This is a genomic window from Amycolatopsis australiensis (genome assembly GCF_900119165.1).
Classification (GTDB): domain Bacteria; phylum Actinomycetota; class Actinomycetes; order Mycobacteriales; family Pseudonocardiaceae; genus Amycolatopsis; species Amycolatopsis australiensis.
On sequence record NZ_FPJG01000006.1, the window covers coordinates 1,403,757 to 1,430,145 of the forward strand.

29 protein-coding genes and 1 tRNA gene are annotated in these 26,389 nt (G+C 70.5%); 19 read left to right on the forward strand and 11 right to left on the reverse strand.

The genetic code is table 11. From position 1 onward, the window contains the following. Positions 1 to 18: 18 nt before the first annotated feature. The 4 genes from BT341_RS07950 (at position 19) to BT341_RS07965 (ending at position 4,085) form a co-directional block, all read left to right on the forward strand. Positions 19 to 1,245: an extracellular solute-binding protein gene (locus tag BT341_RS07950; protein ID WP_218177721.1), complete on the forward strand. Its 1,227-nt coding sequence runs from the start codon at positions 19 to 21 to the stop codon at positions 1,243 to 1,245. After that, positions 1,242 to 2,291 carry an ABC transporter ATP-binding protein gene (locus tag BT341_RS07955; RefSeq protein ID WP_072475664.1) on the forward strand — a complete coding sequence of 350 codons (1,050 nt, stop codon included), beginning with the start codon at positions 1,242 to 1,244 and terminating at the stop codon, positions 2,289 to 2,291. Before BT341_RS07950 ends, BT341_RS07955 begins: the two co-directional genes overlap by 4 nt. Positions 2,292 to 2,367: 76 nt before the next feature. Next, positions 2,368 to 3,261, forward strand: a complete 894-nt coding sequence (locus BT341_RS07960) for an ABC transporter permease (RefSeq protein ID WP_072475665.1) — start codon at positions 2,368 to 2,370, stop codon at positions 3,259 to 3,261. Continuing rightward, on the forward strand, positions 3,258 to 4,085 hold the full coding sequence (locus BT341_RS07965; protein WP_072475666.1) for an ABC transporter permease: 828 nt from the start codon (positions 3,258 to 3,260) through the stop codon (positions 4,083 to 4,085). The genes BT341_RS07960 and BT341_RS07965 overlap by 4 nt, the downstream gene beginning before the upstream one ends. 88 nt (positions 4,086 to 4,173) lie before the next feature. Here BT341_RS07965 and thrS read toward each other — a convergent pair whose 3' ends face one another. Then, on the reverse strand, positions 4,174 to 5,379 hold the full coding sequence (gene thrS / locus BT341_RS07970; RefSeq protein ID WP_281255975.1) for a threonine--tRNA ligase: 1,206 nt from the start codon (positions 5,377 to 5,379) through the stop codon (positions 4,174 to 4,176). A gap of 511 nt (positions 5,380 to 5,890) precedes the next feature. Next, positions 5,891 to 6,355: a heme-degrading domain-containing protein gene (locus tag BT341_RS07975; RefSeq protein WP_072475668.1), complete on the reverse strand. Its 465-nt coding sequence runs from the start codon at positions 6,353 to 6,355 to the stop codon at positions 5,891 to 5,893. 254 nt (positions 6,356 to 6,609) lie between these two features. Here BT341_RS07975 and BT341_RS07985 point away from each other — a divergent pair, with 254 nt between their 5' ends. After that, on the forward strand, positions 6,610 to 8,556 hold the full coding sequence (locus tag BT341_RS07985; RefSeq protein WP_072475669.1) for a phosphocholine-specific phospholipase C: 1,947 nt from the start codon (positions 6,610 to 6,612) through the stop codon (positions 8,554 to 8,556). Here the strand turns inward: BT341_RS07985 and BT341_RS07990 are convergent. Next, complete coding sequence (locus BT341_RS07990) at positions 8,553 to 9,782, reverse strand: M20 metallopeptidase family protein (protein ID WP_072475670.1); 1,230 nt, start codon at positions 9,780 to 9,782, stop codon at positions 8,553 to 8,555. The genes BT341_RS07985 and BT341_RS07990 overlap by 4 nt on opposite strands. 77 nt (positions 9,783 to 9,859) lie before the next feature. Between BT341_RS07990 and BT341_RS07995 the strand changes: the two genes are divergently transcribed. From BT341_RS07995 to BT341_RS08015, 5 genes are all read left to right on the forward strand, one after another. Then, on the forward strand, positions 9,860 to 10,342 hold the full coding sequence (locus tag BT341_RS07995) for a tRNA adenosine deaminase-associated protein (protein WP_218177722.1): 483 nt from the start codon (positions 9,860 to 9,862) through the stop codon (positions 10,340 to 10,342). Positions 10,343 to 10,365: 23 nt separating this feature from the next. Next, the gene (locus BT341_RS08000; protein ID WP_072475672.1) at positions 10,366 to 10,794 is read left to right on the forward strand and encodes a nucleoside deaminase; all 429 of its coding nucleotides are present in this window, start codon (positions 10,366 to 10,368) and stop codon (positions 10,792 to 10,794) included. 32 nt (positions 10,795 to 10,826) lie between these two features. After that, positions 10,827 to 11,042 (forward strand): CsbD family protein, encoded by a 216-nt coding sequence (locus BT341_RS08005; RefSeq protein WP_072481839.1) that lies wholly within the window; start codon positions 10,827 to 10,829, stop codon positions 11,040 to 11,042. A 33-nt stretch (positions 11,043 to 11,075) separates the two neighbouring features. Next, positions 11,076 to 11,162, forward strand: a tRNA-Ser gene (locus tag BT341_RS08010). A 150-nt stretch (positions 11,163 to 11,312) separates the two neighbouring features. Then, the gene (locus BT341_RS08015; protein ID WP_072475673.1) at positions 11,313 to 12,095 is read left to right on the forward strand and encodes an SDR family oxidoreductase; all 783 of its coding nucleotides are present in this window, start codon (positions 11,313 to 11,315) and stop codon (positions 12,093 to 12,095) included. Here the strand turns inward: BT341_RS08015 and BT341_RS08020 are convergent. Next, positions 12,088 to 12,666, reverse strand: a complete 579-nt coding sequence (locus BT341_RS08020; RefSeq protein ID WP_072475674.1) for a hypothetical protein — start codon at positions 12,664 to 12,666, stop codon at positions 12,088 to 12,090. The genes BT341_RS08015 and BT341_RS08020 overlap by 8 nt on opposite strands. Beyond that, complete coding sequence (locus BT341_RS08025) at positions 12,663 to 12,974, reverse strand: hypothetical protein (protein WP_245804908.1); 312 nt, start codon at positions 12,972 to 12,974, stop codon at positions 12,663 to 12,665. Before BT341_RS08025 ends, BT341_RS08020 begins: the two co-directional genes overlap by 4 nt. A 309-nt stretch (positions 12,975 to 13,283) precedes the next feature. Between BT341_RS08025 and BT341_RS08030 the strand changes: the two genes are divergently transcribed. Further along, positions 13,284 to 14,201, forward strand: coding sequence for a TauD/TfdA dioxygenase family protein (locus BT341_RS08030; protein ID WP_072475676.1), 918 nt, complete (start codon positions 13,284 to 13,286; stop codon positions 14,199 to 14,201). A 16-nt stretch (positions 14,202 to 14,217) separates the two neighbouring features. Then, positions 14,218 to 14,655: a limonene-1,2-epoxide hydrolase family protein gene (locus BT341_RS08035; protein WP_245804909.1), complete on the forward strand. Its 438-nt coding sequence runs from the start codon at positions 14,218 to 14,220 to the stop codon at positions 14,653 to 14,655. Between the two features lie 286 nt (positions 14,656 to 14,941). Here the strand turns inward: BT341_RS08035 and BT341_RS08040 are convergent, their stop codons facing one another. Next, a complete protein-coding gene (locus tag BT341_RS08040) occupies positions 14,942 to 15,889 on the reverse strand; it encodes a CapA family protein (RefSeq protein ID WP_072475678.1) in 948 nt (315 codons plus the stop codon). A gap of 120 nt (positions 15,890 to 16,009) precedes the next feature. Between BT341_RS08040 and BT341_RS08045 the strand changes: the two genes are divergently transcribed. The 7 genes from BT341_RS08045 (at position 16,010) to BT341_RS08075 (ending at position 22,156) form a co-directional block, all read left to right on the forward strand. Continuing rightward, positions 16,010 to 18,484, forward strand: coding sequence for an endonuclease/exonuclease/phosphatase family protein (locus BT341_RS08045; protein ID WP_072475679.1), 2,475 nt, complete (start codon positions 16,010 to 16,012; stop codon positions 18,482 to 18,484). A 109-nt stretch (positions 18,485 to 18,593) separates the two neighbouring features. Further along, positions 18,594 to 19,178 carry a hypothetical protein gene (locus BT341_RS08050; protein WP_072475680.1) on the forward strand — a complete coding sequence of 195 codons (585 nt, stop codon included), beginning with the start codon at positions 18,594 to 18,596 and terminating at the stop codon, positions 19,176 to 19,178. Continuing rightward, positions 19,175 to 20,377: a putative T7SS-secreted protein gene (locus BT341_RS08055; RefSeq protein WP_072475681.1), complete on the forward strand. Its 1,203-nt coding sequence runs from the start codon at positions 19,175 to 19,177 to the stop codon at positions 20,375 to 20,377. The genes BT341_RS08050 and BT341_RS08055 overlap by 4 nt, the downstream gene beginning before the upstream one ends. After that, complete coding sequence (locus BT341_RS08060; RefSeq protein WP_245804910.1) at positions 20,377 to 20,952, forward strand: hypothetical protein; 576 nt, start codon at positions 20,377 to 20,379, stop codon at positions 20,950 to 20,952. Before BT341_RS08055 ends, BT341_RS08060 begins: the two co-directional genes overlap by 1 nt. Positions 20,953 to 20,957: 5 nt before the next feature. Continuing rightward, positions 20,958 to 21,275, forward strand: coding sequence for a hypothetical protein (locus tag BT341_RS08065; protein WP_072481840.1), 318 nt, complete (start codon positions 20,958 to 20,960; stop codon positions 21,273 to 21,275). Continuing rightward, on the forward strand, positions 21,272 to 21,583 hold the full coding sequence (locus BT341_RS08070) for a hypothetical protein (RefSeq protein ID WP_072475683.1): 312 nt from the start codon (positions 21,272 to 21,274) through the stop codon (positions 21,581 to 21,583). The genes BT341_RS08065 and BT341_RS08070 overlap by 4 nt, the downstream gene beginning before the upstream one ends. A gap of 165 nt (positions 21,584 to 21,748) precedes the next feature. Next, positions 21,749 to 22,156, forward strand: a complete 408-nt coding sequence (locus tag BT341_RS08075) for a YbaB/EbfC family nucleoid-associated protein (RefSeq protein ID WP_072475684.1) — start codon at positions 21,749 to 21,751, stop codon at positions 22,154 to 22,156. On the opposite strand, the gene BT341_RS08080 is transcribed toward BT341_RS08075, so the two are convergent. The 5 genes from BT341_RS08080 to BT341_RS46290 all read right to left on the reverse strand — a co-directional run bounded on the left by BT341_RS08080 (position 22,153) and on the right by BT341_RS46290 (position 26,379). Continuing rightward, the gene (locus tag BT341_RS08080) at positions 22,153 to 22,551 is read right to left on the reverse strand and encodes a hypothetical protein (protein WP_072475685.1); all 399 of its coding nucleotides are present in this window, start codon (positions 22,549 to 22,551) and stop codon (positions 22,153 to 22,155) included. The genes BT341_RS08075 and BT341_RS08080 overlap by 4 nt on opposite strands. After that, complete coding sequence (locus BT341_RS08085) at positions 22,548 to 25,277, reverse strand: FtsK/SpoIIIE domain-containing protein (protein ID WP_072475686.1); 2,730 nt, start codon at positions 25,275 to 25,277, stop codon at positions 22,548 to 22,550. The genes BT341_RS08080 and BT341_RS08085 overlap by 4 nt, the downstream gene beginning before the upstream one ends. A 34-nt stretch (positions 25,278 to 25,311) precedes the next feature. Beyond that, positions 25,312 to 25,557, reverse strand: a complete 246-nt coding sequence (locus BT341_RS08090) for a hypothetical protein (RefSeq protein ID WP_072475687.1) — start codon at positions 25,555 to 25,557, stop codon at positions 25,312 to 25,314. Positions 25,558 to 25,561: 4 nt separating this feature from the next. Further along, positions 25,562 to 25,822, reverse strand: a complete 261-nt coding sequence (locus BT341_RS08095) for a hypothetical protein (protein WP_003056176.1) — start codon at positions 25,820 to 25,822, stop codon at positions 25,562 to 25,564. A gap of 377 nt (positions 25,823 to 26,199) precedes the next feature. Next, positions 26,200 to 26,379, reverse strand: coding sequence for a hypothetical protein (locus tag BT341_RS46290; RefSeq protein ID WP_245805400.1), 180 nt, complete (start codon positions 26,377 to 26,379; stop codon positions 26,200 to 26,202). Positions 26,380 to 26,389: the final 10 nt, after the last annotated feature.

The window sequence follows — 26,389 nt, forward strand, 5'->3', positions numbered from 1 at the left end:
CGGGCCTAGGGAGCAGCCATGCAGCGTCGCACCGGCTTCCGATTCCGACGAGTGTTGCTGGCGGCGAGCCTCGCCACCGGCCTGGCGGCCTGCGGCGCGCCCGGCGGCGACGGCGGTCAGGCGGCGAACCCCCAGTCCGTGCCCGACAAGCCGGGCAAACCCGTCGAGCTCAACATCCTCGACATCGCGGGCAACCTGCAGCTCACCAAGCAGATGATCGAGAACTTCAAGGCCGCGCACCCCGAGGTCCTCTCGAAGGTCACCTATTCGACGGCGCCGGCGCCGAGCATGGCGGGCAAGCTGAAGGCCGAGCAGGACGGCGGGGTCGCCCAGACGCACCTGGTCCTCAGCGGCACGGACGGCCTGTCCGCGGGCATCGCCAATGGCACCCTCGCCAAAATCCTGCCGGACTTCTCCGCCCGGTTCCCGAACCTGATGCAGAACTACCTGGAGCCCGCGGCCAAGATGCAGGAGCTGGCGAACGGCTACGGCGTCGAGGTCGTCTACTACCCGTCCGGCCCGCTGCTGGAGTACAACCCGGCAGCGGTCCCGGCGGCGCCGGCGTCCCCGCAGGAGCTGCTCGACTGGGCCAAGGCGCACCCGGACAAGTTCCAGTACGCGCAGCCGTCGAACTCCGGCCCGGGCCGCACGTTCCTGATGGGGCTGCCGTACCTGCTCGGTGACAAGGATCCGAAGGACCCGGACAAGGGCTGGGACAAGACCTGGGCGTACCTGCAGGAGCTGGGCAAGTACGTGAAGTACTACCCGTCGGGTACCACGGAGACGATGAAGAACCTCGCGTCGGGCTCGGTGGACATGATCATGTCGACGACCGGCTGGGACATCAACCCGCGCAAGCTCGGCACGGTGCCCAACACGGTGAAGACCGCGATCATGCAGCCGATGCACTGGGTCACCGACGCCCAGTACGCCCTGATCCCGAAGGGCCTGAGCCCGGACCAGGAGTCGGCGATCCTGCAGCTGATCGCGTGGATGCTGAAGCCGGACCAGCAGGCGATCGCCTACGACGACGGCTATTTTTACCCCGGCCCGGCGGTCAAGGACGTCACGTTGCAGATGGCGCCGCAGAAGAGCCAGGACACGATCAAGCAGTTCGGGCGCCCGGAGTACGAGCAGTGGATCGCGCAGTACCCCAAGGAGACGTCGCTGCCGGCGGAGCAGCAGGTGAAGGCGTTCGACAAGTGGAACCAGCTGGTCGGCGGCTCGAAGGTCGGCAAGAAGTGACGTTCTCGCAGCTCCGGTTGGAAGGGGTCGCGCGCAGCTTCGGCACCGCGAACGCCCTGAGCGGCCTCGACCTGACCATCGCGCGCGGCGAGTTCGTGGCCCTGCTCGGCCCGTCCGGCTGCGGCAAGTCGACGGCGCTGAACTGCCTGGCCGGCTTGCTGCCCCTGACGGGCGGCAGCATCTGGCTCGACGGCGCCAGGATCGACGGGCAGCCGCCCGAGCAGCGCGGATTCGGGATGGTGTTCCAGAACTACGCGCTGTTCCCGCACATGTCGGTCCGCGCCAACGTCGGCTTCGGCCTCAAGATGCGCAAGGTGGGCCGTGCGGAGGCCCGCCGGCGCGTCGACGATGCGTTGCGCCTGGTCCAGCTGTCCGACCACGCGACGAAGTTCCCGGCGCAACTGTCGGGCGGCCAGCAACAGCGCGTGGCCATCGCCCGCGCGGTGGTGCTGGAGCCGCCGGTCGTGCTGATGGACGAGCCGCTGTCCAATTTGGACGCCAAGCTCCGGCTGGAGATGCGCATGGAGATCCGCCGCCTCCACCAGACGCTGGGCCTGACGACGGTGTACGTCACACACGACCAGGAGGAGGCCCTGTCACTGGCGGACCGCCTGGTGGTGCTCCGCGAGGGCACGGTCCAGCAGATCGGCACACCCGAGGAGGTGTACGCCCAGCCGGTGAACAGTTACGTCGCGTCGTTCATGGGCTACCGCAACCTGCTGGACCTGACGGTCACCGCGACGGCAGGCACATCGGCCACGGTCGAGGGCGAAGGAGTCCGCCTGACGGGCACGAACCGCGGCTCGGTGACGGAGGGCCCGGCGAAGGTGGCGATCCGCCCGGAGGACTTCGTAATCGGCGACGGCGCGGCCAACGCCTTGGAGGTGACGGTGGAGATCGTGGAGTACCACGGCCGCGAGCTGTCGGTGTCGGCCCGGTTGGCGAGCGGGGTGCCGGTGTACTTCCGGACGGACAAGCGCCTGGCGCCCGGAGATCTGGCGAAGATCAGCGTCCCGGCCGAGCGGGTACTGGTGTTCGCCCCATGACGGCCGCGGAGTCCGGCACTCCGGTCGAGCAGACCGCCGCCGTCTCGTCGGTGCGAGCTGGGGTGGTGGTTGCGCCGTGACCGCCGTCGCCAGTGCTCGTCCCGCTTTGCGGCATCGGCTTGCCGAACGGGGTGTCGATCGCACCCTGCTGCTCCTCGTGCCCGGTCTCCTCGTCACCCTCTGCCTCTTCCTGTACCCCTTCCTCTACGGTCTCCAGCTGTCGTTCGCCCCGCGCAAGGGTGGCGTCTTCGCCAACTACGCGCGCTTCTTCGGTGACCCGTACCTGCGCGACACCATCTGGACCACCCTCGGTATCGCGCTGCCCGCGACGTTCATCAACGTCCTCGCCAGCATTCCGATCGCCTACGTGATGCGTGGCCGCGTCCGTGGCAAGCGTCTCCTCACCACCATCCTCGTCGTGCCGATCACGCTCGGCACGGTGCTCACCGCGCAGGGCCTGATCATGTACGGCGGTCCGGCCGGCTGGCTGAACAAGGTGCTCACCGTCCTCGGGATCACCGACCAGCCGCTCCCGCTGATCCACAACTACACCGGTGTGCTGCTGTCCTTGGTGATCACCGGCTTCCCGTTCTCCTTCCTGCTGACGTTGTCCTACCTCTCGGGCATCGACCCCGCCCTGGAGAAGGCGGCCGCGACGCTCGGCGCCACCTGGGTCCAGCGCTTCCGGCGGATCACGCTGCCCCTGCTCGCTCCCGGCCTGGCGATCACCTTCTGCCTCTCGTTCGTGATGGCGTTCTCCGTCTTCCCCTCGGCGCAGCTCGTCGGCGACCCCGCGAACGAGACCCGCGTCATCTCGATCGCGGCCTACCACGCCGCCTTCGAGGAGTACGACTACTCGATGGGCTCGGCCGTCGCGATGCTCATGGCGGTGGTCATGCTGATCGTGATCGGCCTGGTCATGGCGTGGCGCGGCACGCTGTACCGCGGAGCGACCGGAGGCAAGGGATGACCGGTTGGGTCGCGCGTCCTGGACGTTGGGTCGTCTGGGCCGTCGTCGTGTTCTTCTTCGTCAACCTCGCCGGGGTCGTCCTCTCGGTGGTCGTCGACTCGTTCGGCAAGCAGTGGTTCGGCACCTGGCTACCGGACGGCTTCACCACCCACTGGTACGCCGACGCCTGGCGGGAGTTCGGCCTGTCGGACGTCCTCCTCACCACGGCGATCGTCGCGCTCGTGGTGATCGCCGTGTCGGTGGCCGTCGGTGTGCCGGCCGCCTACGCGCTGGCCCGCCGCTCGTTTCCCGGCAAGCGCCTGGTGATGCTGCTGTTCGTGCTGCCGATCCTCATCCCTCCCATCACCTACGGCATCCCGCTGGCCACCGTGCTCTACAAGTTCCACCTGGCCGGCACGACCACCGGCGTCATCCTGGCGAACCTGGTGCCGTCGGTGCCGTTCGTCGTGCTGACCATGACGCCGTTCATCGAGCAGATCGACCCGAAGATCGAAGCCGCGGCGCGCATGTCCGGCGCGCGGACCGTCGCCGTGTTCACCCGGATCCTCGGCCCGCTGCTGCTGCCGGGAATCCTGGCCGCGGCGATCCTCGTGCTGGTCCGTACGGTCGGCATGTTCGAGCTGACCTTCCTCACCGCCGGCCCGGACTCGACGACCCTCGTCGTGGCGCTCTACAACTCCGTGTTCGCCGCGGGCATCCGCGCCAACCAGTCGGTCGACGCGATGGCGACCATCTACACGGCGTCCATGCTCGTTCTCCTTCTCGTCGCGTTGCGGTTCGTGAACCCGACCCAGCTCGTGACCCGGATCCGCGAGGAAACCTGAGGCGGTGCTCGTTCGCTCATGTGATCGACTTTACCGCGCATCTTCGAACATCTGATCGACACGATCGTGTGGACATATGGCCCGCGCGCTACGGCTCGACCGCCCGGTTGAGCCAAGCCAGCGCGTCTGCCACAGGCTGCAGGTCGAGACGGCGTCCGTCACGCAGGCGCAGCGAAAGCTGACCCGCCGCGACCTCCCGCGAACCGATGACCGCCTGGAACGGTGCCCAGCGGCCGTCCCGGATACGCGCACCGAGGCTGCCCTCGGCGGCGATCTCCGCCCGCAGGTTCCCGCACCGGTCCAGGACCTCCCGCGCATACGGCACTTCCGCGGCGGAAACCGGCAACAGCCGAAGCTGCACCGGCGCCAGCCAGGCCGGGAACGCACCGCCGTGGACCTCGACCAGCTGCGCCACCGCGCGTTCGACGCTGCCGATGATGCTGCGATGCACCATGACCGGCCGGTGCTTCGCCGCGTCGGCGCCGACGTACTCCAGACCGAACTGTTCCGGCTGGTGGAAGTCGACCTGCACGGTCGACAGGGTCGATTCGCGACCGGCACTGTCGGCGATCTGGACGTCGATCTTCGGTCCGTAGAAGGCCGCTTCCCCTTCGACGGCGTCGTAGGGCAGCCCGTCGAGCACCGAACGCAGGATTTCCACCGAACGGTCCCAGTCTCCGGCGACGTACTTCCCGCCGGCGCCGGGCAGGGACAGCCGGTAGCGGGCCGGCCGGATGTCGAGCGCGTCGTAGGCCTGCCGGATCATCGCCAGCGCGGCGGACGCCTCGGCCTCGACCTGGTCGAGGGTGCAGAAGATGTGCGCGTCGTTGAGCTGGATCGCCCGCACCCGGCTCAGGCCGCCGAGCACGCCGGAGAGCTCGCTGCGGTACATCCCGCCCAGCTCGGCGATCCGCAGCGGCAGCTCGCGGTGGCTGCGGCCGCGCGAGCGGTAGATCAGCGCGTGGTGCGGACAGAGGCTCGGCCGCAGCACGAGCTGCTCGCCACCGACGTCCATGGGCGGGTACATGTCGTCGCGGTAGTGCGCCCAGTGCCCGGAAATCTCGTACAGCTCGCGTTTCGCGAGCACCGGCGAATGGACGTGCCGGTAGCCGGAGCGCCGTTCGAGACCGCGGACGTACTCCTCAAGGCTGTGCCGGACGATCGCGCCGTCGGGCAGCCAGTAGGGCAGGCCCGCGCCGATGAGCGGGTCGGTGCCGAACAAGCCGAGTTCACGGCCGAGCTTGCGGTGGTCGTGCATTGTGGACTCCTCGGGAACGGCGAGGCGGAAGACCACAAGACGAAGCCCGGGACGACCGCCCCGGGCTTGGATGAGCGTGGATCAGCGCGCCGGGACACTTTCCGGCGTCGTCGTCAGTGCAGCGCGCTTCACGGGATCGACGGTAGCACCGGTTCGTGACCCGGTCCGCTTCTTTCCCGGGAGGTGCTTGCGCCTTGCAGTCGGTCGCCGCGGCTGCGGTCCTGCTCTTCGCCTGTGGGCCTGCCGGGCCGACGCGAGTTCTCTCCGAGTCGCCGCGCCGGTGCCGACCGGGCCGGTCTTGCCGTTCACGCCCGTCGATCTGGCGAAGGTCGACGCCGATCCGTGCCGTGCGGGCGGCCGACAACGTCGCCCGAGGTGTGGCAGTCCCCGGTCGTCTCCGTGCTGCAGCCGGTTCGTGATCGGGGCAACCTCACCGACCTCAAGGACACGCCCCGGCGGCAATCCGGCGTCATGGACCCGTGGACCGAAACCTCCGTGTCCGGATTGCCTGCCGTGGCCTTCCACGAGCCGCCGGGGCCTGAACCGGCTAGGCCAGGAACCGTTCCAGCTGCTCGACCACGAACGCGTGGTCGTCCGCCTGGGGCAGGCCCGACACGCCCACCGTGCCCACCGGGCCGACTCCGCGGACGATCACCGGGAACACCCCGCCGTGGGCCGCGTACTCGTCCGGGTTCAGGCGCGCGTCCTCCTCGAACGAGCCGCCCTTCGCGCGGAACTGCGTGCCCACGTAGAACGAGCTGTGTCCGTAGCGGTCCACCACCCGGCTCTTGCGGTCGATCCACGCATCGTTGTCCGCCGACGTTCCCGGCAGCGCCGCGTGGAACAGCCGCTGGCCCGCCCGGCGGACCGAGATCGTCACCGGCAGTCCCCGCTCGCGGGCCGCGGCCAGCAGCTGCTGGCCCAACGCGAGCGCCGTCTCGTTGTCGAACTTCGTGAACTGAAGGCGTTCCTCCTGGTCGGCGAGCTGGGCGAGACGGTCCGATTCGGTCATGCCGCCATTAAATCAACAGTGTTGTTTAATTGCCAGTGATGCCGGCCGCCCGGCATGGTCCAGATTTCGAAGGTAGCTGCTCGATGAACTCGAGCCCGGCGACATCCGTGTAGAAGGCGCGTGAGCGCTCCAGGTCGGTCGACGCGGCGAAGGCGACCAGTTCCGCTGAGCCGAGCAAGGCTTCACCTCCGGTCGTGAAGGTGCTGCTTGCCCGGGCCGTTGACGTGGGGAAAGCTCGCCGCGAGGAGGTGGGCATGGGCCGGATCCGGCGGCGGACGGTGCTCGGTGGCGCGGCCGCGGCCACCGTGGTCGGCTCGCTGGCGGCCGCCTGCGCCGCGCCGCCGCGCCGGGGCACGATCGACGACGTCCGGCACGTCGTCGTGCTCATGCAGGAGAACCGGTCCTTCGACCACTACTACGGCACGATGGCCGGCGTACGCGGCTTCGGCGACCGCGCGGCGTTGCGGGACGTCTTCCGCCAGCGCGGCAAGGGCGCGCCGGTGCTGCCGTTCCGGATCGACACGTCCGTTGTGGACGGCCAGGACCTCGGCGAGCTCCCGCACGACTGGAACAGCACGCACCGCGCGTGGAACGGCGGCGCGTACGACGCCTGGGTCACCACGAAGGGCCCCATGACGATGGGGTACTTCACGCGCGAGGACATCCCGTTCCAGCGCGCGCTGGCGGCCGCGTTCACGGTGTGCGACCACTACTTCTGCTCGATGCAGGGCCCGACGCAGCCGAACCGGCTCTACCACTGGACCGGCACGATCGACCCGGACGGCGTCGCCGGCGGCCCGGTCACGCACAACTTCCCGGACTACGAGCCGTCGTTCCGCTGGACGACGTACCCGGAGCGGCTCGAGGCGGCCGGGATCACGTGGCAGATCTACGCGAACGACGAGGAACGCGGCGTCCCCGAGCACTTCGTCGGCGACTACGGCGACAACCCGCTGTGGCTGTTCCGGAACTTCCACGACGCGCTGTACTCGATGGACCCGGCGAAGCGGCGGCTGGCCGAGCGCGCGAACCTGCGCACCAAGCTGCTGCCCGACTCGGGCAAGGGCAAGGACGTCGACCACGTGCTGGCCGACTTCCTCGCCGACTGCGCGAACGGGACACTGCCCGCGGTGTCGTGGGTCGTGGCGCCGTACGGCTACTGCGAGCACCCCGCGGCCCGGCCGGTCGACGGCGCCGCCTACGTCCAGCGGATGCTGAAAGCGTTGTGGGACAACCCGCGGCTGTGGGAATCGACCGTCGTCTTCATCAACTACGACGAAAACGACGGCTTCTTCGACCACGTCGTCCCGCCGACGCCGCCGCCGGGCACGCCGGCCGAGTACCTGCCCGGCAACCGGCCGGAGAAGGGCGCGGCGTCCGGTTCTCCGGTCCCGATCGGGCTGGGCCCGCGCGTGCCGATGACCGTCGTCTCGCCGTGGAGCCGCGGCGGCTGGGTGAACTCGCAGGTCTTCGACCACACGTCGGTGCTGCGCTTCCTCGAGACGTGGACCGGGGTGCGCGAGCCGAACATCTCGGCCTGGCGCCGCGCCATCTGCGGCGACCTGACCAGCTGTTTCGACTTCGGCACGCACGACACGACGATCCCGCCGCTGCCGGACGCGAACGCGTTGCGCGCCGAAGCCGACCGGACGCAGCCGCGGCTGCCCAAGCCCGGCCTCGGCCCGGGCGCGCTGGTGCAGGACCCCGGCACGGCGAAGGCGCGTCCGCTGCCGTACCAGCCGGTCGCCTGGGCCACGGCCGAGCCGGGCACGCTCAGGCTGCACCTGGCCAACCACGGCACGCACGCGCTCCAGCTCGCCGCGTACGCCTACCACGCGGGCGGAGCGCCACAACGCTTCGACGTCGGCCCGAAGAGCGAGATGACCGGCGAAGTGCCGTACGGCGAGTCGTACGACGTCGCGATCCACGGCCCGAACGGCTTCGTCTTCGAAGCCTCCGGCGCAGCGGGCCTCGACGCGGCCATCGCCTACACGGACACGCCCGCGCTCAAGGTCACCGTCACCAACAGCGGCCCGGCGCCGGTCATGCTGAACGACGTCCCGATCCCGCCGGGCGGCTCGCACGACTTCCCGGTACCGGCGAAGAACGGCTGGTACGACGTCACGTTCGAGGTGCCCGGGTGGCGTCGCCGCTTCGCCGGCCACCTCGAGGACGGCCGCCCGTCGTGGACCGGGCCTTAGCGCAAGGCGTCCAGCGCGAACGCGGCGAGCATCGCGACGCCGCTCGGCATCGCGTCCTCGTCGAAGATCACGCGGTTGGAGTGGTTCGCCGCCGCCTCGGCGGGGTCGACGCCGGGCGGGCAGCCGCCGATGAACGCGTACGCGCCGGGAACCCGTTGCAGGACGTAGGAAAAGTCCTCGGCGCCCATCAGCGGGTCGGCGAGCAGCTCGACGTTGTCCGGGCCGAGCACGGCCGCGCCGAGCCGCAGCACCTCGGCGGCGACGCGGTCGTCGTTCACCGTCACCGGATAGCCCGGCTCGACGTCGGCGACGACCCGGCAGCCGTGCGCGGCACCCACCGCCTCGCACACCTTCGGCAGCTCGGCGCGCACCAGCGCCCGCGTCTGCTCCGACAGCGTGCGGATCGTGCCCTCCAGCTCGGCGGTCTCCGGGATGATGTTGGACGTCGTCCCGGCCTGGATCCGGGTCACCGAGAGCACGGCGGGGTCGAACACGCTGACCCGGCGCGTGATCATGGTGTGCAGCGCCCCGACCATCGCCGCGGCCGCGGGCACCGGGTCGATCGTGTGCTGCGGCGCCGAGCCGTGGCCGCCCTTGCCGGTGACGCGCACGGTGAACGAGTCCGCCGACGCCATCAGCGGGCCGGGCCGCAGCTGCAGCAGCCCGCTGCGCGCGTTGGCCAGGATGTGTACGCCGAACGCGCGCTCGACCCGCGTCCCGGCGGCGTCGAGCACGCCTTCGTGGATCATGAACCGGGCGCCGTGGTGCCCCTCCTCGCCCGGCTGGAACATGAACACGACCGACCCGGCAAGCTCGTCCTTGCGCGCGGCGAGCAGCCGGGCGGCCGACGCCAGCATCGCGACGTGCGTGTCGTGCCCGCACGCGTGCATCGACTCGTCGTCCTCGGACGCGAAGTCGAGGCCGGTCTCCTCGGTCAGAGGCAGTGCGTCCATGTCGCCGCGCAGCAGCACCGCCGGGCCGGGACGGGCGCCGCGCAGGACGGCCGTCAGCGACGTCGTGGCCTTGCCTTCGGTGATCTCCAGCGGCAGGTCGGCCAGCGCCGCCCGGATCGCCGCCTGGGTGTGCGGCAGGTGCAGGCCCTGCTCGGGCCGCCGGTGCACGGCCCGCCGGAGGGCGACCGTGCGGTCCTGCAGCGCCCGCGCGGCGTCGAGGAGCCCGGCGAACGGCGTGCCGGGGAGGGTGGGCAGGTCAGTGGGTCCGGTCATGCTCCCGATAGTGGCGCATGCGGCGCTTCGGGCGCACCGTGCGTGCGTTCGGTCCAGCGGCGGAATACGGTGTGCGCATGGCGGTGGATGAACCGGTCACGGGCTTCGCGGTGGCTGTGGTCCGGGAAGACGGTCGGTGGCGGTGCAGTGCGCTCGACCCGGGGGCGCTGACCGAGCTCGACGCGGCGATCACGGAGCTGGGCAAGCTACGGTCCACCGGCGCGGCCTTCGGGCTACTGGCGGTCGACGACGAGTTCTTCGTCATCGTCCGGCCGAGCCCGCGTGGGCCGTCGTTGCTGCTCTCGGACGCGGCGGCGGCGCTGGACTACGACATCGCGGCGGACGTCCTCGACGTCCTGCGCGTCGACCCCCCGGACGAAGAGGACGACTCCGTCTGGCCCGAGGGCGACCTGGAGATCCTCGCGGATCTCGGGCTGCCCGGGCCGGAGCTGGAGGTCATCGTCGGCGAGGTCGACCTCTACCCGGACGAGCAGCTGCAGATGATCGCGCAGCGGTGCGGGTTCGGCAGCGAGTTCGCCAAGCTCCTGGACGAGCTCTGAGACGCCCGTCCGACACCGAGGCCGTGGCGGCCGCGCTGGAAGCGGCGCGCGCGCCCGGCGCGGACGTGCCGATCGGGGCGGTCGTGTTCGGCCCCGACGGCACGCCACTGGCGGCGGCCCGCAACGCCCGCGTCGAGCTGGGCGACCCGACAGCGCACGCGGAGATCCTCGCCCTGCGCGCGGCGGCGCGCGTGGTGGGCGACGGCTGGCGGCTCGAGGGCTGCACGCTGGCGGTGACGCTGGAGCCGTGCACGATGTGCGCGGGCGCGCTGGTCCTGGCGCGGATCGCCCGGCTGGTGTTCGGGGCGTGGGAGCCGAAGACGGGCGCGGTGGGCTCGCTGTGGGACGTCGTGCGTGACCGCCGTCTCAACCACCGCCCGGAAGTCCACGGCGGAGTGCTGGTCGACGAGTGCTCGGCGCTGCTGGCGACGTACTTCGCGACGCGACGCTGATTCAGGCGCGCGGTGCCGGGTACTCGACCGGCATGACGATGAAGCACAAGATCCAGCAGGTGATGGGCAGTGCTCGCGAGAAGGCCGGCGCGGTGACCGGCAACCGCCGTCTGCAGGCATCGGGCCGCGTCCAGCGACGCTCGGCCCAGTTCGGCTCGGCGGCCCACGACGTCCGCCGGCGCGCGACGGGCGTGGTGCGGGAAGCCCAGGTCAGGTGGCGTAACGGGCGGGCCGCCCACCCCTCGTGAGGCTCGCGGCGGCCCTCGGGTATTGTTCTCGGCGGTGGCGTGTCCGAGCGGCCGAAGGAGCACGACTCGAAATCGTGTGACGGTTAATCCCGTCCGTGGGTTCAAATCCCACCGCCACCGCTCTCGACAGCGAAACGCCCGGCGATCCCCACGGGTCGCCGGGCGTTCTGCTGTGCCGTGTCAGGTGCGAACGCGCCTGCTGGGCGCTTGACTTGAAGGGCTCTTGAAGTGTGACGGTGGTCGGCGGAACCGAACACCAGGGAGCACACCATGAAGGTCCTCGTCACCGGGGCCACCGGCCACACCGGACGCCACGTCGTCAGCGGCCTGCTCGGCCAGGGCATCGACGTCAGAGTTCTCGTCCGCGACCGCGCGAAGGCGCCCGAAGGCGTCCACGTCGTCCAGGGCGACATCACCAACCCGGCCGAAGCCGCCGAAGGGGTCGATGCCGTCTACCTGCTCTGGCCGTTCTTCACCGCCGAAGGCATCGAGAACGCCGTGAAGCCGTTCAAGGACAAGCGAATCGTCTACCTTTCCGCGATGTCCGCCGAAGAAGGGGGCGTCTGGGGAGACGTCGAAGCCGCCGTCGAAGACGTCACCGAACGGTGGACCTTCCTTCGCGTGACCGGCCTCGCCACCAACACTCTCGCTTGGGCCGGGCAGGCCAGAGGCGGCGTCGTACGAGCGCCTTACGGCCAGGCCAAGAGGTCGCTCGTGCACGAACGGGACGTCGCCGACATGGCCCTCGCGGCCTTGGCTGAAGACCACGCGAAACAGACCTATCTCGTCACCGGTCCCGAAGCCCTGGCCCAGGCTGAACAGGCCCGGCTCATCGGCGAGGCGCTGGGAAAGCCCGTCCGGTGGGAAGAACAGCCGACGGAAGAGGCGAAAAGGCAGTTGAGCGCGTACCTGGGTGCGGAATTCGCGGTGAGCGCCTTGCGGCACTGGGCGTCACTCGTCGACGAACCGGAACCAGTGTCCCTGGACGTCGCCAGGGTGACCGGGCACCCCGCCAGGCCCTTCGACGAGTGGGCGCGCGAGCACTTCAGCTGAGCTGGACGGCCGGTGTCGTCAGCGGCTCCAGTTCCGCGGCCAGCGAGGACAACGAAGCCACCTTCGCGGACACCGCCCGGACCACCGCCGTGCACGTCGCGCTGACCGTGCTCACCACCTCCGCCGATCGGTCGCCCGCCAGGACCGCCGTCACCGAGGCGTCGGCCGACTCCGCCAGTTCGGCCACCTCCGCGGACAACGCGACCGCGAGCTCGTCCAGCCGCGAGGCGATCCGGACACCCAGTGCGGCCGTTGAAGCGGCGGCCCGGGCCGCCGCCGCGTACTGACCGTCCACTGTGTCCGCCCACGTGCCGAACGTCTCCGCGCTGCCGCCGTTTTCCGCGGCCTCGACGCCGTCGCGGAACTCCGCGCGGGCCGACGTCACCACCAGCGCACCCGCGTCCACCGCCGAGGCCGACGTGCGGATCGCGGACGGCGAACAGTCGAGGTGCCGCAACGCCGCGACCGGATCGGGGGCACCGATCCGGCCCGCCGCCGCGCGCAGCCGCGTCAGCCGGGCGGCCGCCGACGTCAGCGCCGGGTGCTCGAAGACCTCGACGACGGAGGTCACGGCGCCACCGCGATCCGCCCCCGGAAGCCCGTGCTCCGGGTGCTCTCCGCCGCCATGCGCAGCCGGCCCGCCAGGCCCGACGTCGCGTCGCCGAGGACGCACGCGTCCGCCTCGCGTGCCGCCAGCGCCGCCGCCCAGCGCGCCGCCAGCTCGCGTGCCTGTGCCGAGATGCCGAACGGTGTCGAGTCGACGCGGGCTTCGGCGAACCGGCCCGCCGCCTTGTCGCCGGCCGCCGCGGCCTGGTCGAGCAGGTCGGCGGCGGCGCGCAGCCGGTCGGGGTGCAGGCGCGAGCCTCTGCCTTCCGGCATGGGAACCTCCGTCGTCAAGGGCGCTCACCCGATCGTGGAAGATCTTGCCTCATGCTCCCGAGCCGCCCGCATCGCGGTGACCTGCGGCGTTGAACCGCGTTCCACCCAGTGGACGTCTTGACCGCGGCTCGGGAAGACGGCGACCATGAACGCATGCCCGCCTTTTCGGAAAGCACGCCGATCCGGGCCTTCGAGCGGTCGATCGGGGAAGGCGTCGTGGAGCTGCTGCTGCGCCGCGGCCGCCTGGGCTCGCCCCCTGCCTGACGCGAGCCCGCGTCCGCATTTCCCGAAAACCCTTGGAGCACAACCATGTCCGTAGACCTGCCTGCCCGGATTCAGCTGCGCGAGGCCGTCACGCCCGCCGACGGCATCGTCGAAGGCCCCCGGATCCTGCGCGAACCGCGACGGGACTTCGAGCTGTTCACCCTCCGCCCGCTGAGCCGGCTGATCGGCGCCGAGATCGAGGGCGTCGACCTCGCCGAGCCGCTCACCCCCGCGCTGCGCGAGGAGCTCAACCGCGCCCTGCTCGAGTGGAAGGTGCTGTTCTTCCGCGACCAGGACATCACGTCGGCGCAGCAGCGCGCGTTCGCCGCGAACTGGGGCGAGCTGGAGACCAACCCGTTCATCCCCACGGGCGACGACGACGTCGTCACGCGCTTCGAGCGCACGGCCGCGATGCCCGGCTACGAGAACATCTGGCACACCGACGTCACCTGGCGGCCGGACCCGGCGCTGGGCTCGGTGCTGCGGCTGATCGAGGTCCCGCCCGTCGGCGGCGACACGATGTGGGCCGACATGGCCGCGGCCTACGACAACCTGCCCGAAGACGTCCGCGCCCGCATCGACGGGCTCACCGCGGTGCACGACTACCTCCCCGGCTTCGACCGGTTCTCCGACCCCGCGCTGCTCGCGCGGTGGCAGGACCGCTTCCCGCCGGTGGAGCACCCGGTGGTCCGGACGCACCCGGAAACCGGGCGGCGCACGCTGTTCGTCAACCAGGCGTTCACCACGCACATCGTCGGACTGGACCGGGCCGAGAGCGACCGGCTGCTGCGGTACCTGTTCCTGCAGGCTCACACGCCGGAATTCCAGGTGCGGTTCAGCTGGCGGCCGAATTCGGTGGCGTTCTGGGACAACCGTGCGACGCAGCACTACGCGGTCAACGACTACCACCCGCACGTCCGGATCGCGGAGCGCGTCGCCATCGCGGGCGACCGGCCGTTCTGAGCCCTAGCCTGGGGTCATGACCGTTGAACCCCAGGCAGTGGTGACCGGTTTCCTGAAGGCTCTCGAAGACCTCGACATCGACCGCGCGCTGACGTTCGCGGCGAGCGACATCGTGTACCAGAACGTGCCGTTGCCGCCCGCCCGCGGCGTCGCGGCAGTCGAACAGCAGCTCAGGCTGCTCGCCCGCTTCGGCTCCGGGTTCGAGGCGCGCACGCACCACATCGCCGCGGATGGCACCGTCGTGCTGACCGAACGCACGGACGTGCTGCGCCGCGGCGCGTGGGAAGCGGAGTTCTGGGTGTGCGGCACGTTCGAGGTCGAGGGCGGCCGGATCGTGCTCTGGCGCGACTACTTCGACTGGACGACGGTCCTGGCCGCGAGCGCGAAGGGGGCCGGCCGGGCCGCGTTGGCCGGCGCGCGCACATTGCTGGGCCGCTGCAAAGCGCGACGCTAGACGCGGTGTTCGCCGCGGTCGTGGTCCCGGAGGTCCACGACCGCGGCTATCCCCAGCACCAGCACGAACACGCAACTGAGAACAATCAGCCCCCACATGATCGTTCTCCCTCCCCCACGTGCCGTGCCGGTCGAGAGCTGTCGATGGAGTGGTCTACGCCACTTTTCCGGCGGCTCACGCAGACCGTACCGCCGCTTCACGCGGGTTGTTCCGGTCCTTAGGGAGCATTTAAGGCAGATGCGCCGGATGGGTGACACCTGCACCGCGTGCCGTAACAGCTCACGCGCTATCCGTGATCGCCGAGCCCGGACACCGACGCGATGCCGTCCCGCACGGTCACGGTCGTCGAGCGCAGGGCCGAGACCTCCGCGACGTACCGCAGCACCTTCGCCGCGTCCTCCCCGGCGAGCGGTTCGCACTCGTTGCCGGCGTTGCGCCGCACCGGGATCAGTTCGAGCCGCGGCTCGTCGCCGAGCATGCAGCCGGCCAGCAGCCCGTCGACGTGCCGTCCGCGCATCGCCGGCCAGTCGAAGACGAGGTTGCCGATGCTGTAGAGGATCGGCCGCCCGCGGTGGACCTCGACGGCCTGGATGGTGTGCGGCCCGTGCCCGGCGACCAGGTCGGCGCCCGCCTCGATGGCGGCACGCCCGTAGCTGACCTGGTACTCCGCGAGATCGGGCCCCGGCAGTCCCCAGTGCATCGAGACGACGACGTGGTCGTATGCGGCCTTCGCGCGCCGCACGTCGGCGATCAGCCGGTCCAGATGTTCGGGCACCGGCGTCGTCCGCACGACCGGCGGCCGGCCCGGGATCTCCCAGATGCGCGGATCGGGCTGGTAAGCCGTGGTCGCAAACGCTTGCGCGACGCCGGGAGTGTCCGGCTGCGCGGCATGGCGGGGGTGGCGAAGTGAGGTGTACGCGAGGAATGCCACCGTTTCGCCGGATCGCGCGAGGACCGCGGGCGCGTGCGCGGCGTCGAGGTTCGCTCCGGCGCCGCAGTGCGCGATCCCGGCGTGGTCGAGGACCTCGAGCGTGGGCGGGTGGGCCGCGTCGTTGGCGCACGAGACGACGTCGATGCCCGCCGACGTCAGCGCTTCGGCCGATTCGAGCGGGCCTTCGAGGTTCACGAACCGGAAGTCGGCGCCCTTGAGCAGCGGCTCCAGCGGCGCGAAGGCGTCCGCCGGGTTGCTCCGGCCCTGGATGTTGACGTCTCCGCCGAGAACGAGCGTGATCACTGCTCTGCCGAACGAGTGACGACGAAAGTAGTTGTTACGAATCGTTGCATCTTTGTCTTCCTCCTCCTCACTTGTTCGGGGGACTATGCCACGACTGTTCAAGTACAAAGGGGACTCAGGGTGATCAAGACCCACAGATCCAAGAGCGCGCTGACGGTGGCCGTCGCGTCGGGCCTGGTGCTCGGCGGTGTGGCCGCGCCGGCCGCGCTCGCCGCACCCAGCGCCGACGCGGTCATCGCCGAGGTCTACGGCGGTGGCGGCAACTCCGGCGCCACGTTGACCAACGACTTCGTCGAGCTGGCCAACCACGGCGCCGCGGCCACGAGCCTCGCCGGGTTCAGCGTCCAGTACCTGCCCGGCTCGCCGAGCGCGTCCAGCACCTGGCAGGTGACGCAGCTGTCCGGCAGCGTCGCGCCGGGCGGGCGCTACCTCGTGGCCGAAGGCAAGGGCAGCGGGGGCACGGTCGCGCTGCCGGCACCGGACGCGACCGGCGCGATCGCGATGTCGGCGACCGCGGGCACGGTCGCGCTCGTCTCCGGCACCACCGCGCTGACCTGCAAGACCGCCGCGAACTGCGCGGCCGACCCGCGGATCAAGGACCTCGTCGGGTTCGGCACGGCGACCGTGCGCGAAGGCAACTCGGCGGCGGCGCCGTCCAACACGACGTCCGTGGCGCGCGGCACGGCCCTGGCCGACACCGACGACAACGCCGCCGACTTCACCGTCGGCGAGCCGACCCCGACCAACAGCAAGGGCGAGTCGACCGGCGGCGACACCGGCCCGGCGCCGGCCCCGGCGAAGATCCACGACATCCAGGGCACCACGCGGATCTCGCCGTTCAAGGACCAGAAGGTCGGCGGCGTCACCGGCGTCGTCACCGCGATCCGGACGTTCGGCTCGTCGCGCGGCTTCTGGCTCACCGACCCGAACCCGGACAACGACCCGCGCACGAGCGAGGGCCTGTTCGTGTTCACCGGTTCGACCAGCCCGGCCGTCGCGGTCGGCGACGCGGTGACCGCGACCGGCACCGTCCGTGAGTTCTACCCGGACGCGCCCGCGACGTCGAACTACCAGTCGCTGACCGAGCTGAGCAGTGCACAGTGGACGGTCGACTCGCACGGGAACGCGCTCCCGGCGCCGACCGTGCTGAACCCCGACACGGTGCCGGAGACGTACGCGCCGTCGCCCGGCGGCAACATCGAGCCGCTCACGCTGGAGCCGTCGAAGTACGCGCTGGACTTCTGGGAGGCGCACGAGAGCGAGATCGTCCAGATCACCGACGCCCGCGTCGTCGGCCCGTCGAACTCGCACAACGAGCTGTACGTGACCTCGAAGCCCGACCAGCACAAGTCGGTCCGCGGCGGCAGCGTCTACCTGGGCTACGACCAGCTGAACTCGGGCGTCATGAAGGTGTCGTCGCTGATCCCGTTCGACCAGCGGCCGTTCCCGCAGCTCAACGTCGGTGACGTGCTGACCGGCACGACGTCGGGTCCCGTCGAGTACAGCAACTTCGGTGGCTACACGCTGTTCGCCAGCGTCCTCGGCACCGAGAAGGACAACGGGCTGCAGGCCGAAACCACGCGCAAGCAGCGTTCGGGCGAGCTCGCGGTCGCGACGTACAACGTCGAGAACCTGGCACCCGGCGACCCGCAGGCGAAGTACGAACGGCTCGCCGACGCGATCGTGACGCACCTCGCGACGCCGGACATCGTGAACCTGGAGGAGATCCAGGACAACACGGGCGCGACCGACGACGGCACCGTCGCGGCGGACGCGACGCTGCAGAAGTTCACCGACGCCATCGTGGCCAAGGGCGGCCCGCGCTACCAGTGGCGCGAGATCGACCCGGTCAACGACTCCGACGGCGGCCAGCCGGGCGGCAACATCCGCGTGGTGTTCCTGTTCAACCCGGCCCGAGTGTCCTTTGTGGATCGCCCGGGCGGGACGTCGACGACCGCGGTCGGCGTGGTGCAGGACCACGGGAAGGCGCACCTGACGGTGTCGCCGGGGCGGGTCGACCCGACGAACGAAGCCTGGACGTCGAGCCGCAAGCCGCTCGCCGGCGAGTTCGTCTTCAAGGGCCGCACGGTGTTCGTCATCGCCAACCACTTCAACTCCAAGGGCGGCGACCAGCCGACGCACGGCCGGTTCCAGCCGCCGGTGCGCAGTTCCGAGGTGCAGCGGCAGAAGCAGGCGACGGTGCTGCGCGGGTTCGTCGACCAGCTGCTGGCGGCGGACCGCAACGCGAACATCGTCGTGGCCGGTGACCTGAACGACTACCCGTTCTCGCCGGCGGTCCAGAAGCTCACCGCCGGCGGCGCGCTGACGGACCTGATCGCGACGGTGCCCGAGGCGGAGCGCTACAGCTACGTGTTCGAGGGCCAGTCGCAGGTGCTGGACCACATCCTGGCGTCGAAGGCGCCGCGCGGGGTGGACTACGACGTCGTCCACATCAACGCGGAGTTCGCCGACCAGGCCAGCGACCACGACCCGCAGGTGATCCGGTTCCGGCCGGGCGCGGGCAACGCGGTACAGGACGGGCTGAACGACCTGTTCGACTACCTGGAGCAGCTGCTGGGCAAGTACTTCCCGTAAGCCGTTCGTCCCCGGCGCCCCGCGGTTTCGCTCACACCTTCGGGTGACCAGGAAACCGCGGGGCGTTGACGGCCGTCCTAATGTTGACGAGACCACAGGGGAGGGTGGCGTGGACGGGTATGCGGTGAAGGTCGACGAGCTGGGCAAGCTCATCGGCGACCTCGACACGGCGGCGGGCCGGATGGCCGACGCCAACAAGAAGCTCGGCGGCGGCGGCGCGTTCGGCTCATTGGGCGACCCCGAGCTGGGCAAGGCGGGCGTCGAGTTCGAGGAGGCCTGGCGCTACGGCATCGGCCGCATCGGCGACGCGGCTTCGGAGATCACCGAGCGGCTGAAGCAGGCGAAACAGAAGTACGAGCAGATCGAGGCCCAGTTCAGCGGCGAGCTCGGGAAGTTCGGCTCGGCGGTGTTCGGCGACGGTCCGGCGGGGCCCGGCGAGCCGGGCGGGGCGAAGGGGAACCATCCCGGGCTTGGGCGGCCGGACGAGGGGCCGGTCGGTGGTGGCTACACGGGCGGGGTCCCGGGGATAGGCGGTCTGACCGAGCGGACTGATCCGGGGGCGGACCTGGGTGACGGTGGCATGGTCGGTGGGGGTGTCACGGGCGGGGTGCCGGGCATCAACGACCAGGCTGGGCGCGACGGCCGGCCGGTGGGCGGCGGCATCGCCGACATCCTGAACGGCCTCGACCGATGAGCGCCCGCGACTTCCCGGCCCTGGGCTTCGACCCGGCGCCCGGCGACCTCGACGGCATCACCGACCTGGCCGGCAAGTACCGCGCGGTGAGCAAGGACCTGACCGAAGCCGACGACTCGCTGCGGCAGATCGTCCGGAAGCAGGGCATCTGGCAGGGCGAGGCGAGCGAGGCGTTCGCCCGGCGCATCGGCCCCCTGCCGCAGTACCTGGAGGGCGCGGCGCGCTCGATGGGCGAGGCGGCAGACGCCCTGGAGAAGTGGTCCCAAGACCTCGGCGACCTGCAGAAACGCGCAGCGGACCTGGAGGCCCGCGCGGAGGCGGCGGCCCAGGCGGCCGAGCAGGCGCGCGCGAACCCGGACCTCGCGCTGGCCAACCGGACGTTCCCGGACCAGCAGTCCCTGCAGATCGCGCAACGCCTGCTGGACAACGCGGGCCAGCAGCTCCAGACCGCGATCGACGGCTGCCAGAACATCCAGGACGCGGCCAAGCAGCTCCAGCAGGAACACACTGACGCGGCAAGCCGGGTCGCCGAAGCGCTGCGCAAGGCGAAGGAGCTGGCCCCGGACGAGCCGGATGTCCTCGACAAACTCTCCGACGCGCTGGGCGGCGCCTTGGGTGACCTGGCCAACACCTTTGCCGACGGAGTCGACGCAGCGTGGAACTTCGTCCAAGACCATGCCGAACTGGTCTCGAAACTCTCCGACGTCGTGGGCGACATCGGCAACGGCCTCGGAGTGTTGAGTGATGTCGTGCCCCCGCCGGCCGACAAGCTCGCGAGCGTGGTCGCCACCGGCTTGGGCCTCGGCGCACTCAGCGGTCACCTGGTCGCCAAGGCGGCCGGAGCCGACGTGTCGACCGAAACGCTGATCTTCGACGTGGCCGGCGCGGCCACCTCACTGGCGGGCGTCGCCGACGTGCTACCGGACACCGCGATCAAGGTGGGTACCTACGGACTGTTCGCCGATCAGGCCGTAGGGGAGATCGTCGGCCGCAAGGATTTCGAGAGCCCTTGGGACGACTTCCAGAATTACTGGGTGCCCAAGGACGACGGCCAGCTGGCCGTGGTCGCCGGCTCGCTCGTCGCCGGGCCCGCCCCCTGGGCGGCGGTGGCCGTGACCAACGCCGCCGACGCCGGAGTTCAGGCCGACAACGCGCCGGACCGGCGCCGTGAGCGGGCGGAAGACGAGGTGTGGAACTGATGCCTCTCCAAATCGACTTGCCGCCTGGCTTCGCGGGCTTGCCGGTGGGCACCGACGACAAGATGAACCGCGGCCGTGCCTGGACCGTCGCCGAGAGTGTGGCGGCCGGGGCCGGGACATCCGTCGAGGAGTTCGGGAGCTACCTGCTGGCGCTGGTGCCGGCGATGCAGGCGAACGGGATCCGGGTGTTCGGCAAGTTCGCCGTCGGACCGCGGAAGGGTGACGTCGCGACCCTGACGCTCGGCGTCGCGCAGTGGCCGGAGGCCGCACCCGGAAGCAGCGATGCCCTGGTGGCGGCGATGGCCGACCAGTACCGGAGCCGCCACAAACGCGCGGTGGTGCATCCGGTGCGCCTCCCGATCGGCCCGGCGATCGTCGCGATCAGCGGGGGCGAATACCACTTGCCCGAGCAGGACGTGCGCACCCAGATCAAGGCGGAGTACCAGATCCCGCTGCCGGACCGGCGGTCCGTGGTGATCCTGTCGGTCGTCGCGGAATCCGAAGACGCCTGGCCGGCCGTCGCGGAGGCGACGGCGAAGGTCGCATGGAGCCTCCGCAGCGACGAGGTGTCGTGACCGGCATGGTGCTGGCCGCCGGGGATCGACCGGTCGCGGAGGTGATGGGCCTGGTCTTCGGCGTGGTGGTGATCGTCGCCGGCGTGACGCTGAACATCGTCCGCGTGGTTCGGTCGACGAAACCACGCGAAAAGCAGATGGCGCTCTTGGCCGCGCAGCTGGACGGCCGGAACCAGGTGTACCTCCGCATGATCGAAAACGGTCTCGCCGAGCGAGACCTCGCCTGGGTCGCGGGCACTCGGGGCTACAGCGTGATCGTCCACCGGTCCTTCAAGTACTACGAGTTCATCTACACACCGCACCAGCCGGGAAGGATCGCATGAGCGACTCGGTCGCACCCTGGCTCGTCCTCGTCGTGTTCCTGGCCGGCGGAAGCGCCTTCGCCTTTGTCATCAGCTTGGTCCTGATCCGATTGAAGCGGCACGGAGAGCCGCGCGAGATGCAACTCAGGCGCCTGGCCGCCCGGCTCGACGGGCGACCACGCGTCACCATCCGGACTGTGGAGTTCAGCGTGGCGCAGGCCGATCTTTTCCGGGTTGCGCAGAGCCGGGGCTACTCCATGACCGAGAACCGGTTCGGCAGGTACTACACGTTCTTCCGCACACCGCACCAGCCGTGGACCTCCGTATGAGTAAGCGAGCACGGAGAGCGTTGCCTTGACGCGCCCGGGCAATCAATCGCCGGGCAGCGCCACCGAGTACTTTCCTGATCGCCGGCGGGTTCGTCGCGCACAGCCGGGCTACATCGTCCAGAAGAGTGACCGGAGCTACCAATTCATGCGACACCGGGGGAGGCCATGAACAACGAGCAGCTGATCGAGGAAATGCGCTGGCAGCTCAAGCAGATCGAGGACCGCAAGGCGGCGAACCAGCGCATCCTCGCGGGCATCGCCGGCAGCGGGCATACCACCGTCGTCTCGCCGGATCGGACCGTCACCGTTCTCGCCGGGCCAGGGGGCGTTGTCAGCGAAGTGCGACTCGCGCCCGAAGCCATGCGGTTCGACGCCGTCACGCTCAGCCGAACCATCACCGCCGCCATCCGGGAGGCCGTCGCGGCCGGCGGACGGCTTGCGCCACAGCCGCAGCAACCACAGCAACAGCAACCACAGCAGCGGCCCGTGCCGCAGCGAGCACCCGTGGCCCCGCAACGCCGGCCCGCACCCACCGATGACGACGAGCCCTACGACACCGTCTTCGACGTTTAAGCCGGCGGCTCCGCCCGCTTCGCCGCCGCCCGCTTGGCTCGCCACCCCAGTCCCAACACCGCCTGCACCAGCTCCTGATAGCTGGGCTTGACCTCCTCGAGGTACCGCTCCAGATACGCCGGACGCGCCGTCGGGATCGGGCGGGGGTCGTCGCCCGGGGGGAGCCAGCTCAGGCCCTGGATGTTGTGCAGCGCCATCTTCCACCAGCGCGTTGCGCGCTCTGCCGCGCGCTCCTCGCGTTCGGCCGCTGCCTCGATCGCGTTCTGGGCTTCCTCGATCTCCGCTTCCAATGCCTCGGCCCGCGCCAGTTCCCACTCGCGCAGCTTCTCCGCCGAACCGCGGGACAGCGCGATGATCTCCTTGTACCGCATGGCCGCGGTGGCGTCGTCGCTCATCGGTCGTTCTCCGGGCGCTGGAACGGGATGATCACTTCGGGGGCGCCGTGGGTCGTGCGGTCGAAGAACAACGCGCGGCCCGGCCGCGGTGACCAGTGCACCACCTGGCCCGCCGCGAACGGGGACAGCTCGTTGCCCTGGACGTCGAGCGCCGCCCACGTGCCGATGTCGTCGGTGCCCGCGAAACCCAGGGTGTCCTTCAGCCGCGCGATGCTGCGCCACCAGCCGATCGTGTGGACGCCGTGGACCGGGCCTTGTTTCAGCACCACTCGCAACTGGTCGAGGCCGCTCTTCAGCTGCCCGACGGCCTTCGCCTCCAACGCGGGCAGCGCCGCGTCGACCCCGTACAGCAGCAGGATCTTCGCGCCGGCGGTCAGCTCGCCCGCCATCGATTCCAACGTGGCCGTCAGGTCGTCGGCCAGTGTCGCCGTGTGGCCGTCGGCGCGTAGCCGCTCCGCCAGCTCCAGCACCGCCGGTGCGCACGCCTCGATCGTGCAGCCCAGCACGAAATCGACCTCGCCGGGCTCGTACTGCCGGGCCAGGGACCGGGCCGACGAGTCCATGATGGACAGCGCTTCGGCGGTCGCCGACCCGAGCACCGCGACGTTGCGGCCCGGCGCCCACGACAGGTCGACCCCGCAGGCCGCTTCGGTGACGTCGATCGACTGGCCGAGCAGGGCGCGCGGCTTCGAGTTCGGCTTCAGGTCCAGATAGGCCGGGAACTGCTCCAGCACCGGCGAATGCGCGCCGTCGAACAGGCGGGGCCGCGGGAACCGGCCCGCGTACTCCTCCCACAACCGGTGCTGCAGCCGGACGAACACGTCCTTGCTGCTCGCGTCCGGGATGTGGGCCAGCTGGTTGCCGTGCGCGACACCCGAATCGTGGTTGATCACCGCGTGCCACTTCGGGGCCGACACGGCCGCGTTGTTCGTCTCGGCCAGCACGCGCCGCGCCTTCGGCATCGCGATCCGCAGCGTGCACTGCTCGAACACCGCCGGCTTGCCCCAGAACGCTTCGATGCCCGCGACGTCCTGACTGGCGAGCACCAGGTGGATGCCCTGCGACCGCCCGCGCCGCGCGATGTCTTCCAGCAGCTGGGTGGCCGTGGCCGTCACCTGGTCGCGGCCCGCGAACAGGTACTGGAACTCGTCGATCACCGCGACGATCCGCGGCCAGTGCCCGCCCGGGTCGGCGTCGCGCAGGTCGGCGAGGTTGGTGACCTCGTGCTCCTTCGCGGCCGCGGACCGGCGACGCAGCTCGTCGGCCAGGAACCGCAGCAGGGCCAGGCCGAACTCGCGGTCGGTGTTGACGTTGACGCCGACGAGCCGCGCGTGCGGCAGCCAGCTCGCGTCCTTGCGGCCCGGCGCCAGGCCGGCGAAGGAGACGCCTTCCTTGAAGTCCAGCAGGTACAGCGCCAGCTCGTCCGGCGTGTAGCGCGCCGCGAGACTGCCGAGCAGCGCGTACAGGAAGTTCGTCTTGCCCGAACCGGACGGTCCGCCGATCAGGGCGTGCGGGCTCGCGTCGCCGATGACGACCTCGACCGGCTCGCCCTCGTAGAACCCGACCGGCGCGCGCAGCTCACGCGCGGAGCTTTCCCGGCCCAGTTCGGTCGGCAGCAGGTCGTCGAACGAACGCGGCCCGCCCTGCTTGGCGATCAGCGCCGCGGCGATCCGGTCGGCGGCGCGGATGACCTGCCCGGACGGCATCGGCGGGTCGAGGTCGACGACCAGGTCGGTGCCGGTCATGCTGCTGATCGCGTGCCGGTCGTCGATCAGGCTCAGCGTCTCGACCGACGCGCTGACGGCGGTCGGCACGTCGATCATGATCAGGCAGATCCCCGCGGCCAGCGCGCCGCTGGCCACGCGCTTGAGGTCGCGCGCCCGTTCCGGCTCGAGCGTTTCGCCGTTGCCGTAGAGGACGGCGATGCGGAACGGCTCGATCCGCTGCCCCGACTCGCGGCGCAGCTCCCGCAGCGACGTGTGCCCCGCCTGCATCCCGGTCGCGTGGATGCGCCGGATGTGCCCGGCCAGCTCGTCGAGGAGGTCCTCGAGCCGTCCCGGGTCGTACAGCGAAAGCGCGCTCGTGCGGCTCAGCGGGTAGAGGTCGGGCAGGATGGCGGTCAGCTGCCCGATGTCCCACAGGTGCACGCGTACCGCGCCCGGCTCGAACGTCGAGAGCACGCGGATCAGCAGGTTCTGCACGATGCCGTCGACGGCCGCCCGCGTCTTCGGCGCCGACGTGATCGCCAGGTGCGATTCGTCGAGCAGCGGGACCGCGACGTCGAACGTGCGGGTGGCGTCGCCGCCGGCCGCCGTCGCGGACCCGACGCGCCACAGGCCGGGCGAGGTGATGCCGGGGTTGTGGCCGACCCGGCCGAGCCACTCACCCGGTGGCAGCCCGGCCGGGCCGGGCGCGTTCTGCGCGACCAGTTCGCGCAGGGCCGCTGGACCCTGGCTCCAGTCGGTGTAGAAAGCGCTTCGCACACTGCCGAGCGCGCCGAAGACCTCGTGCGCCGCCGGGTGGCGGGACCATTCGTTCTGCTGCTCGGTGCTGGCGTGGTTCATGCCCACCCGGACGATGTCCCGCTCCAGCTCGAGCTTGGCGAGGTCGGCCTCCGCGGCTTGGCGCGCGCCGGCCGCCGCACCCAGCACCAGGCCGATCTGGTGGCGGACCCGGTCGAGTGCGGTTTCGACGCGGTTGCGTTGCTCGGCTGCCTTGTTGGCCATCGGCGTCCCCAAAAAACGGTGTCACCTGAAAGGATTACAAACGCGCCCGGTATCCGCTCACCAGGTCCTCGGCGGTGGACAGGCGGACGAGGAGCTGGTCCAGCCCCTCGACGGCCTGCGCGTACTGCGAAGGAAGCCAGGGATCCGCCTTGGCCTGGGCGTCCACGAGGGCCTGCCGTGCTTCTCCGAGCAGGCCGGTGGCCCGCTCGGAATGGGCTCGCGCGTCGGCGAGCCCGGACACGGCCGCGGTGAGCAGCTGCTGCAGTTCGGCCAGGCTCATCCGGCTAGAGACGCGCCGAGTAGGAGTCGGCGGAGGAAATGCTCGCTTGGACGGTGCTCTGCAGACCGTTGATGCCCTGCAGGGCTTCGGCGAGCAAGCCGTGTGCCTGGCTCACTTCGTGCTGGCTGCTGCCTTGGGTCGCCTGCGCGAGCGACTGCTGCGCTTCTTCGAGAGACTGCGCTGCCTGTTGCAGGGCGGCGATGCTCGCGGACGCCTTTTCGTTGGCGAGTGCGATGCCAGCGCGGATCTCTTCGACTCCGGCCATCGGGCCTCATACTCCTCGGAATCGGTTGTCGTGAAGGGGGACTTCTATTGAAACAGATCCAACGACTGAGCGTGATCATCTGATTGTGCGGAGTGATCGCGGGCGCGAAATCAGCAAGGCCCCGGACGTGGGAACGTCCGGGGCCAGACCGATCACGGTGTGTGCAGGGGGTGGCCCGGCAGCAGTACCGCGCGCGAAACGTCGCTGGCCAGCGCTACCCCAGGTCAGAGCGGTTTCAGTGCCACTGCTGGCCTTTCTCGACGGGGGCGGGCGAGGCAGGGGTGAGACTAGCGCGACCGGAGCAGCGGCCTGCGATCAGCCCCGCCCGTGACTCCTCGTGCAGGCGCGGAAAACTTCCGGCACGCGACGAGAAGATTTCACGTTCCCGCGAGCTGGAAGTGCCGGACGAGCATCACCGGCACGTCGAGGTTGGCCGCGCGCGCCGCCTCGGGCACGAGCGCGGCGAGGCTCCACGGCCAGAGTTCCCACGGCCCGGGCTCGGTGGTGGCGGGCGCCGGATCCTTCGGCGCCAGACGGGGTTCTTCGCAGCCGAGCACGGTGAGCCCG

Excerpts from the sequence above, each read along its gene's own strand:
- BT341_RS07995 (WP_218177722.1), top strand. The coding sequence starts at position 9,860 with ATGGCGGTGGATGAACCGGTCACGGGCTTCGCGGTGGCTGTGGTCCGG.
- BT341_RS07965 (WP_072475666.1), top strand. The coding sequence starts at position 3,258 with ATGACCGGTTGGGTCGCGCGTCCTGGACGTTGGGTCGTCTGGGCCGTC.
- BT341_RS07985 (WP_072475669.1), top strand. The coding sequence starts at position 6,610 with ATGGGCCGGATCCGGCGGCGGACGGTGCTCGGTGGCGCGGCCGCGGCC.
- BT341_RS08070 (WP_072475683.1), top strand. The coding sequence starts at position 21,272 with ATGAGCGACTCGGTCGCACCCTGGCTCGTCCTCGTCGTGTTCCTGGCC.
- BT341_RS07950 (WP_218177721.1), top strand. The coding sequence starts at position 19 with ATGCAGCGTCGCACCGGCTTCCGATTCCGACGAGTGTTGCTGGCGGCG.
- BT341_RS08005 (WP_072481839.1), top strand. The coding sequence starts at position 10,827 with ATGACGATGAAGCACAAGATCCAGCAGGTGATGGGCAGTGCTCGCGAG.
- BT341_RS08080 (WP_072475685.1), bottom strand. The coding sequence starts at position 22,551 with ATGAGCGACGACGCCACCGCGGCCATGCGGTACAAGGAGATCATCGCG.
- BT341_RS08075 (WP_072475684.1), top strand. The coding sequence starts at position 21,749 with ATGAACAACGAGCAGCTGATCGAGGAAATGCGCTGGCAGCTCAAGCAG.
- BT341_RS08055 (WP_072475681.1), top strand. The coding sequence starts at position 19,175 with ATGAGCGCCCGCGACTTCCCGGCCCTGGGCTTCGACCCGGCGCCCGGC.
- BT341_RS07990 (WP_072475670.1), bottom strand. The coding sequence starts at position 9,782 with ATGACCGGACCCACTGACCTGCCCACCCTCCCCGGCACGCCGTTCGCC.
- BT341_RS08030 (WP_072475676.1), top strand. The coding sequence starts at position 13,284 with ATGTCCGTAGACCTGCCTGCCCGGATTCAGCTGCGCGAGGCCGTCACG.
- BT341_RS08095 (WP_003056176.1), bottom strand. The coding sequence starts at position 25,822 with ATGGCCGGAGTCGAAGAGATCCGCGCTGGCATCGCACTCGCCAACGAA.
- BT341_RS08060 (WP_245804910.1), top strand. The coding sequence starts at position 20,377 with ATGCCTCTCCAAATCGACTTGCCGCCTGGCTTCGCGGGCTTGCCGGTG.
- BT341_RS07975 (WP_072475668.1), bottom strand. The coding sequence starts at position 6,355 with ATGACCGAATCGGACCGTCTCGCCCAGCTCGCCGACCAGGAGGAACGC.
- BT341_RS08085 (WP_072475686.1), bottom strand. The coding sequence starts at position 25,277 with ATGGCCAACAAGGCAGCCGAGCAACGCAACCGCGTCGAAACCGCACTC.
- BT341_RS08035 (WP_245804909.1), top strand. The coding sequence starts at position 14,218 with ATGACCGTTGAACCCCAGGCAGTGGTGACCGGTTTCCTGAAGGCTCTC.
- BT341_RS08090 (WP_072475687.1), bottom strand. The coding sequence starts at position 25,557 with ATGAGCCTGGCCGAACTGCAGCAGCTGCTCACCGCGGCCGTGTCCGGG.
- BT341_RS08065 (WP_072481840.1), top strand. The coding sequence starts at position 20,958 with ATGGTGCTGGCCGCCGGGGATCGACCGGTCGCGGAGGTGATGGGCCTG.
- BT341_RS08025 (WP_245804908.1), bottom strand. The coding sequence starts at position 12,974 with ATGCCGGAAGGCAGAGGCTCGCGCCTGCACCCCGACCGGCTGCGCGCC.
- BT341_RS08015 (WP_072475673.1), top strand. The coding sequence starts at position 11,313 with ATGAAGGTCCTCGTCACCGGGGCCACCGGCCACACCGGACGCCACGTC.